An 8,003-nucleotide genomic window follows, 5' to 3' on the forward strand; every position below is an offset into this window, starting at 1 on the left:
AGTTCATCCTCGCGATCGCGGACGAGCTCAAGCGCGAGCTCGCGTAACGGAGGCCGCATGCACGACTACAGGCTGCTTGCGCTCGACATGGACGGGACCCTGCTCAACTCCAAGAAACAGGTGAGTCCGGCCACGGCAGAGGCTCTGCGCGGGCTTACGGAGAAGGGCGCGTTCGCGACCATCGCGACTGGCCGCGGCTACCGCGAGATCGTGCCCCTGCTGCACGACCTCGCGCCCGTGCGCTACGCCGTGCTGGGCAACGGCTCCGTAGTGATGGACCTGTGGGAGCGGCGCGTGGTGAGCGAGACCACCATCCCCAACCACGGCGCGATGGACGCCGTGCGCGCCGGCCTTGCGAGTGGCTGTCTGGTGAACATCCTCACCTCCACGGGCGCCTACTTCAACAAGGCGGACGTGGAGCGCGCGCCCGAGGTGGGGCTGGGCCAGTACCAGTCCCTCTGGGAGCAGGTAAACGAGCAGATGGACGACCCCATCGCCTTCCTGCGGGAGCACCCCAACAAGGCCGTCAAGATCAACCTGTACCACTTTACGCAGGAGGGCCGCGTGCGTACGCGCGAGGCGCTGCGCGGCGCCAACGTGCAGGTTGCCTTTGCGGAGGGCGCCTCCGTTGAGATCACGGCGCCCGGCGTGCGCAAGGACTCCGGCATCGCGCGGCTGTGCGACGAGCTGGGGCTCGACCTGTCCCAGGTGGTGGCCGTGGGCGATGGCGACAACGACCTGGACATGCTCCGCAACTGCGGGCTTGGCGTGGCCATGGCAAACGCCACGCCGGCCGCGCTCGAGGCGTCGGACGTGGTGACGCAGGCCGACTGCGACCACGACGGCGTGGCGGAGGTCATCGGCCGCTACTTCTAGCGAAACGTCCTTCTCGCCCATGCGGGCGAGAAGGACGCGGCTATGTTACAGATGCCTTTGCGCGACGCGCGCCTACGCGCGGGGCTTGGCGTCCTCCCCGGCGCGGCAGGACGCGGGCACGAAGCCCTCGAATATCGCGACGCCACCATCGGACTCGCACGAGACGAGGTCCTCCGGGGTCCGGATGGTCCAGTACACGGGCTTGGCGCCCAGCGCGCGCACCACGAGCTCCACGGCCGGCGTCGTCCTGTCGGCAAACTTGTACGCCACAAAGTCCGGCCGCGCGAAGACGTTGCCCAACATGACCGTGGCCGCGAAGTCGCGCGGGACGTCCGGGCCAAGGTCGCCGTCGCGCAGGAAGTCGCGGGAGAGCTGCCCGCGCACGACCTCCGGGCGGTGGCGGCGCAGCCACACCAGGACCCTGGGGTCGAAGCTCTCGATGCAGTAGCTGACCGTGTGCGCGTCGAGCGCGGCCATGGTCTTCTCGCACAACTCTGCCACGCGCGCCCAGCCGGCGGAGGCGGTCTTCACCTCCACGATGAGCGGCGCGGGCTCCGGGTCGTCGGAGGCGGTGTCGAACTCAAACAGCTCGAGCACCTCGTCCAGCGTGGGGATGTGCTCCTGCGTGTCCGCGAGCGTGAGGTCGCGCAGCTGCGCGAGGGTGCTCTTCTCCACCGTGAGCTCCGTGCCGCACATGCGCTTGGTGTTGGAGTCGTGTATGACGGCAAGCTTTCCCTCCACGGTAAGGTGCACGTCGAGCTCCGCGCCAAAGCCCAGGTCGTGCGCGCGCTGGAACGCGGCGAGCGAGTTCTCCGGGATGCCGAGCTTGGCGTCGTGCAGGCCGCGGTGCGCAAAGCGGTGCCCGCGCAGGCGCTGCCAGCGGGCGTCCACGTACGAGTCGCCCCGGCGCGGCGCCACGACCGCTGCCGTCGCCGCAACGGCACCCGCCGCGATCCCGATGCCGGCCGCTATCCTTGAGGAAGTCCTTCTCATCCTGTCCCGCCTTTCACAAGCGCGGGCGCACGGCCCGCGCGATGAGTTTTTGATGCGACGCCGGCCAGCCCCGCGCCGGGGCGGCGTCTGCGGCAAGGTTAGCGCAAGTTCGCGGCCGCGCAACGCCGGCATCGCCTAGCGTGCGATGTGGCTGGCAGTTGTGCCACAATGTGTGCGACGTGAGGAGGCAGTGTGAAGCTTCAGCAGCTCAGGTACGTGATACAGGTGGCGGAGTCCGGCTCCCTCACGGCGGCGGCGCAGCGGCTCTACATAGCGCAGCCCAGCCTGTCCAAGGCCGTGAGCGAGCTGGAGCGCGAGATGGGCATCACCATCTTCACGCGGTCGCGCACGGGCGTGGAGCTGACGGAGGAGGGCACGCGCTTCCTCTCGTACGCGCGGCAGGTGGTGGAGCAGGCCGACCTGCTCGAGTCGGAGTACAAGGGCGGCGCGCACGTGCGGCGAGTCTTTGGGGTGTCTGCCCAGCACTACGCCTTTGTGGTGAACGCCTTCGTGCAGCTGGTGCGCGAGCACGACGCCAACCGCTACGAGTTCTCGCTCCGCGAGACCAGCACCGCCGGCATCATCGACGACGTCCGCGTGCAGCGCAGCGAGCTGGGCATCCTCTACCGCAGCCACTTCAACCGCGACGTGATCACCAACGCCATCCGAGCGGCGGGCCTCGCCTTCGAGCCGCTGTTCACCGCGGCGCCGCACGTCTTCGTGAGCCGGGACAACCCGCTGGCCGAGCGGGCCTCGGTCACGCTGGAAGACCTTCTCCCCTACCCGCGCCTGAGCTATGACCAGGGCATCCACAACTCGCCGTACTTTGCGGAGGAGCTGCACATCACGGAGCCGGCCGAGAAGAGCATCGTCGTGACCGACCGCGCCACGCTGTTCAACCTGCTCATTGGGCTGGGCGGCTACACCATATCTTCCGGCATCCTTTCCGAGGCGCTCAACGGCAGCCAGATCGTTTCCGTCCCGCTGCAGAGCGACGAGGTGATGGAGCTGGGCTACGTGCGCCGCGGCGACCGGCCGCTCTCGCCCATCGCGAGCCGCTACCTCACGCTGCTGCAGGACTACGTGAGCACCTATCGCAAGGGCGACCACTCGTAGCGAGGGTGCGGCATGCCATAGCTTGTGGCTATGGTTATCTCTTACCAATGGATAGTTTTCTATATGGCAGGCCTGTGCCATCCTAACCCGTATGCAAACGACACGCGACGCCACCCGTTGGCCGCCGCGCCAACGGAAGGAAACGCCATGGCCATCAAGCAGCCGCCCTACACCTACGACGTCGTCGGAAGCTTCCTGCGACCCGCCCGCCTCAAGCAGGCCCGCGCGGACTTCTCCGCCGGCAAGATCACCCGCGACGAGCTGACCGCCGTCGAGGACGAGTGCATCACCGAGCTCGTCGCCAACGAGAAGCGCGTCGGCCTCAAGGCCGTGACCGACGGCGAGTTCCGCCGCGCCATGTGGCACCTCGACTTCCTGGAGGAGCTCGAGGGCGTGGAGCACGTGGACACCACCAACTGGTCCGTCGAGTTCAAGGGTCCCAAGCCCAAGGGCGCCCAGCTGCGCTTCACCGGCAAGATCGGCTTTGGCGATCACCCCTTCCTCAAGCACTACGCCAAGCTCCGTCAGATCGCGGGCGACTATCCCACCAAGATGACCATCCCGTCCCCGTCCATGCTGCACCTCATCCCATGCGTGCGCGGCAAGGCCACGTACCAGCCCATCGAGCGCTACCAGGACGAGCAGGTGCTGTTTGACGACATCGTGGCCGCCTACCAGGACGCCGTACGCGCGTTCTACGACCTGGGTTGCCGCTACCTGCAGTTTGACGACACCGCATGGGGCGAGTTCTGCGACGCCAGCAAGCGCGCCGCCTACGAGGCCGAGGGCATCGACCTCGCCCGCGTCGCCCAGAACTACGTGACCACCATCAACCGCATCCTCGAGGCCAAGCCCGCCGACATGACCATCACCACGCACATCTGCCGCGGCAACTTCCGCAGCACGTGGTTCAGCTCCGGTGGCTACGAGCCGGTCGCAAAGACGCTCTTCTCGGCCAACTACGACGGCTTCTTCCTCGAGTACGACTCCGACCGCGCGGGCGACTTCGAGCCGCTGCGCTTCGCGAAGGACAAGGTCGTCGTACTCGGCCTGGTCACCTCCAAGTTCCCCGAGCTCGAGGACGAGGACGCCGTGATCGCCCGCATCCACGAGGCCGAGAAGTACGTGCCCCTCGACCAGCTGCGCCTCTCCCCGCAGTGCGGCTTCAGCTCCACCGAGGAGGGCAACGTCCTGACCGAGGACGACCAGTGGGCAAAGTGCGAGCTCATCAAGCGCATCGCGGAGCGCGTCTGGGGCGAGTAGCTGCACCTCACGTCAGCGTTTCTTACAGGGCGGCCGCCGGCACGCGTGCGACTCACGCGCCGGCGGCCGCCCTCGTCTGTAGGCATTGCACCCACTTCGTTCAGCCGAGGCGTGGCGCCATCGGCTCCAGCAGGATGTCCACGGAACTTTTTTCGGCCAACGTGCAGCTCACGAGGGTTTGAGTGTACTTTGCGGCCTAGGCAAGCGGGCGCCGGGCACTCAAAGAGGCTTTAAGGACGGTGCCGATGCATCGAAAGCGGGTTTGAGTGTATTTCCCAGGATCCACCAGGCTGCCGAAAGCCCATTTCAATAGATACATCAACCGCAAAGTACACTCAAACCCCCTCCACGTGCAAAGAGCCGCCAGAAAGTTGGCTCGCAGCAAGAATCGGGGCGGAACCCGCAGTGGATTCCGCCCCATGCGCTCGCAATCTGTCGCGATTCGGCGTGTCGCAGTGTCGCTACTTCGCCTCGCCGGTGACCTTCGCCCAGTCGGCCGCGAACTTGGCCAGGCCCTCGGTGGTCAGCGGGTGGTGCAGGCACTTCTTGAGCGCCGCGAACGGCACGGTCGCGATGTCGGCGCCCAGCAGCGCCGCCTGCGTCACGTGGTTGGGGGTGCGGACGGAGGCCGTGATGATCTCGGGGCCGCCCTCCTGCTCCCAGTAGCCGTAGTCGTAGTTCTTCACGCACTCGATCACCTTGGACAGCTGCTCGATGCCGTCGTCGCCGATGTCGTCGAAGCGGCCGACGAACGGGCTGATGTAGCGCGCGCCCGCCGAGGCCGCCAGCAGCGCCTGCGGCGCGCTGAACACGAGCGTCATGTTGACGCGGATGCCCTCGGAGGCCAGCTTGTGCGTCGCGGGCAGCGACGCCTCGCAGATTGGCAGCTTTACCACGATGTTGGGCGCCAGGGCGCTCAGGCGCTCGCCGTCGGCGATCATGTCCTCGGTGGTCTCGGCCGTGGACTCCGCGGAGACGGGCACGTCCTCGCCCACGATCTTGCAGATCTTGACCATGTGGTCCTCGAAGTCGGCCAGCTTGCCGCCGGTCTTCGCGTACAGCGAGGGGTTCGTGGTCACGCCGGCCAGGATGCCCCAGTCCGACGCCTGCTTGATCTCGTCCAGGTCCGCCGTGTCGATAAAGAACTTCATGTCTCGTCCCTTCTCTGGGCCAACTTTCCAGTTTGTTATTGGTGCTACTCAATCGTAGCGCCCGTCTCCACAAAATCGTCCACTAATCGGTGGTCAATTGTGATACACGGCTAAGCGGTATGCGCATGTCGCCATGGCAACGCCGTGCCGGATATTAATCGCGCACGATGGGGTAACATTGCGTACGTATCGCACGCTATTTACTAATGCGGCAAACCAACGCCGCCGCCAGGAGGCTCACATGGCCGAGAAAAACGAATCCCTCCCCGTCGACGCCTGCGACCAGGCGCCGCACAACCCCGACCCGCTCGCGCTGGAGAACCAGCTCTGCTTCCCGCTCTACGCCGCGTCCAAGGAGCTGACCCGCAGGTACAAGCCCTTCCTCGACCCGCTGGGCCTCACGTACACCCAGTACGTGACCATGATGGTCCTATGGGAGAAGGACGGCATCACCGTCTCGGAGCTCGGCCGCAGGCTCTACCTCAACTCCGCCACGCTCACGCCGCTCCTCAAGCGGCTCGAGGCCCACGGCTACATCACGCGCATCCGCTCGAACCAGGACGAGCGCGCCGTCATCGTGCAGCTCACCCCCGCCGGCCGCGAGCTCCACGAGCGCGCGCACGACGTGCCGCGCTGCATGCTCGGCTGCATGAAGGGCGGCATCACCCCGGAGGAGGGCGCGGAGCTCAAGCGCCTGCTGCTCAAGCTGCTCGCAACGCTCTCGAGCGACGGCGCCCAGGCCTAGCCGGCCGGCGCAGCCGCCCCGCCGGCCACGCCAGCCAATCCCAGCCCGCATCACCCCGCCAGAAAGGAATACCCGTGTCACAACGCAACACCGCCCGCCTCGAGCGCTCGACCATGCGTCGGACGCTCCAGAGGTTCTGGGACGTCACGCGCATGCAGCCCGGCATCACCGCGCTCGCCGTCATCTCCAGCGCCGGCTACACGCTCATGCTCACCTTCGCCAACACCTACGTCATGGGCCTCGTGGTCGACCGCGTGCAGGCATCGCCCGTGCCCGCGAGCCAGGTGTTCGCGGTCTTCTCGCCCTACGTGGTCGCGCTCGTGCTCGTGAACCTCGTGGGACAGGTCCTCAGCAAGCTGCAGGACTACAGCGTCTACAAGCTCGAGATCAACGGCAACTACCACCTGTCCCGCCTGTGCTTCGACACGCTGTCCAACCAGTCGATGACGTTCCACACCAGCAACTTCGGCGGCGCGCTCGTAAGCCAGACCAGCCGCTTCACCAGCGGGTACTCGCAGCTCGTGGACGTGGTCGTGTTCACGCTCATCCCCATGGTCACCTCGATCGCGGCCACGATCCTGAGCCTCGTGGGAGAGGTGCCGCTCTTCGTGGCGATACTCGTCGCCATGATGGTGGTCTACATCGCGTTTGTCTGGGTCATGTACAAGCGCATCCTGCCGCTGTCCGAGCGCACGTCCCAGGCGCAGAACCGCCTCTCCGGCGTGCTGAGCGACGCCGTCACCAACATCCTGGCCGTCAAGACCTGCGGCCGCGAGGACTTCGAGCGCGACCTCTTCACGGCGGCGGACCGCGACGCCCGCCAGGCCGAGACCGTGAGCATGCGTGCGAGCATGCGGCGCAACTTTGCCAGCTCCGGCATCATCGTGCTCATCATGGCGATCGTCTCCGTGTTCATGGTGGGCGGCAACGCGTGGTTTGGCATCAGCGCCGGCACGCTCGTCATGATGTTCACCTACACGTACAACCTCACGATGCGCCTCAACTACACCAGCTCCATGATGCAGCGCATCAACCGCGCTCTGGGCGACGCCGCGGAGATGACCCACATCCTGGACGAGCCGCGCCTGGTTGAGGACGCGCCGGACGCGCGCGAGCTGCGCGTCACCAAGGGCGCCATCGACTTCGAGCACCTGGGCTTCCGCTACCACGACGCCGCAGAGGGCGACTCCGTGTTTAAGGACCTCACGCTCCACATCCCCGCGGGCCAGCGCGTGGGCCTGGTGGGCCGCTCCGGCTCCGGCAAGACCACGCTCACCAAGCTGCTGCTGCGCCTGGACGACGTGCAGGAGGGCCGCGTGCTGGTGGACGGCCAGGACATCAGCCGCTGCACGCAGCAGAGCCTGCGCCGCCAGATCGCCTACGTGCCGCAGGAGGCGCTCCTCTTCCACCGCAGCATCCGCGAGAACATCGCCTACGGCCGGCCCGACGCCACGGAGGAGCAGGTCCGCACCGCCGCCGCCCAGGCAAACGCGCTCGAGTTCATAGACCGGCTGCCGCAGGGGCTCGACACCATGGTGGGCGAGCGCGGCGTCAAGCTGTCGGGCGGGCAGCGCCAGCGCATCGCCATCGCGCGCGCCATCCTCACGGACGCGCCGATCCTGGTGCTGGACGAGGCCACCTCGGCCCTGGACAGCGAGTCCGAGGCCCTGGTACAGGAGGCCCTGGAGCGCCTCATGCACGGCCGCACGTCCATCGTCGTGGCGCACCGCCTCTCCACGGTGGCCTCGCTCGACCGCATCGTGGTGCTCTCGCACGGCCAGATCGTGGAGGACGGCACACACGCCGAGCTCAGCCACGCCGGCGGCGAGTATGAGCGCCTGTGGGATCGTCAGACGGGC

7 protein-coding genes are annotated in these 8,003 nt (G+C 67.0%); 5 read left to right on the top strand and 2 right to left on the bottom strand.

Annotated elements, in window-relative coordinates; genetic code table 11:
• Positions 1 to 57: 57 nt before the first annotated feature.
• Positions 58 to 876: a Cof-type HAD-IIB family hydrolase gene (locus tag ACI38Z_RS08720; protein WP_439789810.1), complete on the top strand. Its 819-nt coding sequence runs from the start codon at positions 58 to 60 to the stop codon at positions 874 to 876.
• Between the two features lie 72 nt (positions 877 to 948).
• On the opposite strand, the gene ACI38Z_RS08725 is transcribed toward ACI38Z_RS08720, so the two are convergent.
• A complete protein-coding gene (locus ACI38Z_RS08725; protein ID WP_439789811.1) occupies positions 949 to 1,869 on the bottom strand; it encodes a glycerophosphodiester phosphodiesterase family protein in 921 nt (306 codons plus the stop codon).
• A 192-nt stretch (positions 1,870 to 2,061) separates the two neighbouring features.
• Between ACI38Z_RS08725 and ACI38Z_RS08730 the strand changes: the two genes are divergently transcribed.
• Both ACI38Z_RS08730 and ACI38Z_RS08735 read left to right on the top strand, forming a co-directional pair.
• On the top strand, positions 2,062 to 2,985 hold the full coding sequence (locus ACI38Z_RS08730) for a LysR family transcriptional regulator (RefSeq protein WP_439789812.1): 924 nt from the start codon (positions 2,062 to 2,064) through the stop codon (positions 2,983 to 2,985).
• A gap of 147 nt (positions 2,986 to 3,132) precedes the next feature.
• Positions 3,133 to 4,248, top strand: a complete 1,116-nt coding sequence (locus tag ACI38Z_RS08735) for a 5-methyltetrahydropteroyltriglutamate--homocysteine S-methyltransferase (protein WP_439789813.1) — start codon at positions 3,133 to 3,135, stop codon at positions 4,246 to 4,248.
• A 461-nt stretch (positions 4,249 to 4,709) separates the two neighbouring features.
• Here the strand turns inward: ACI38Z_RS08735 and ACI38Z_RS08740 are convergent, their stop codons facing one another.
• Positions 4,710 to 5,399 (bottom strand): transaldolase family protein, encoded by a 690-nt coding sequence (locus ACI38Z_RS08740; RefSeq protein ID WP_439789814.1) that lies wholly within the window; start codon positions 5,397 to 5,399, stop codon positions 4,710 to 4,712.
• A gap of 241 nt (positions 5,400 to 5,640) precedes the next feature.
• Here ACI38Z_RS08740 and ACI38Z_RS08745 point away from each other — a divergent pair, with 241 nt between their 5' ends.
• Together ACI38Z_RS08745 and ACI38Z_RS08750 are read left to right on the top strand one after the other, a co-directional pair.
• Positions 5,641 to 6,144, top strand: a complete 504-nt coding sequence (locus tag ACI38Z_RS08745; protein WP_439789815.1) for a MarR family winged helix-turn-helix transcriptional regulator — start codon at positions 5,641 to 5,643, stop codon at positions 6,142 to 6,144.
• Between the two features lie 74 nt (positions 6,145 to 6,218).
• Positions 6,219 to 8,003 (top strand): ABC transporter ATP-binding protein (locus ACI38Z_RS08750; protein WP_439789816.1); only part of this gene is annotated, 1,785 nt, incomplete at its 3' end.

The sequence above is a fragment of the Parafannyhessea sp. genome, from assembly GCF_051876455.1.
Classification (GTDB): domain Bacteria; phylum Actinomycetota; class Coriobacteriia; order Coriobacteriales; family Atopobiaceae; genus Parafannyhessea.